1 protein-coding gene is annotated in these 347 nt (G+C 59.9%); it reads left to right on the top strand.

Features of this window, described 5'->3' with window-relative positions; genetic code table 11:
* On the top strand, window positions 1–347 hold a 347-nt coding region (locus SB822_RS55625; RefSeq protein WP_410858913.1), incomplete at both ends, for an IS6 family transposase.

Here is a 347-nt window from a genome sequence, read left to right as displayed (position 1 = left end):
GATGAAACCTACGTCAAGGTGGGCGGCCAGTGGAAGTACTTGTATCGCGCGGTGGACAAGGCCGGCAATACGGTCGATTTCCTGTTGCGTGCGCATCGCGACAAGGCGGCAGCACGCCGTTACTTCGAGAAAGCCATCGATCGGAACGGGACGCCCGAGACCGTGACCATGGATAAAAGCGGGGCGAATCTGGCCGCCCTCCAGGCCATCAACGCCGAGCGGGAAACGCCCATCAAGGTCCGGCAGGTCAAGTACCTGAACAACATCGTCGAGCAGGATCATCGGGCGATCAAACGCCGAACCAGGCCCATGATGGGCTTCAAGGATTTCCGGTGTGCCCGCATCAT

Origin of the sequence: Paraburkholderia sp. SIMBA_054 (genome assembly GCF_046534875.1) — a bacterium.
GTDB classification, from domain to species: Bacteria; Pseudomonadota; Gammaproteobacteria; order Burkholderiales; family Burkholderiaceae; genus Paraburkholderia; species Paraburkholderia hospita.
The sequence above is the reverse complement of the archived record's forward strand: the minus strand, read 5'-3'. Positions and strand labels throughout refer to the sequence as shown.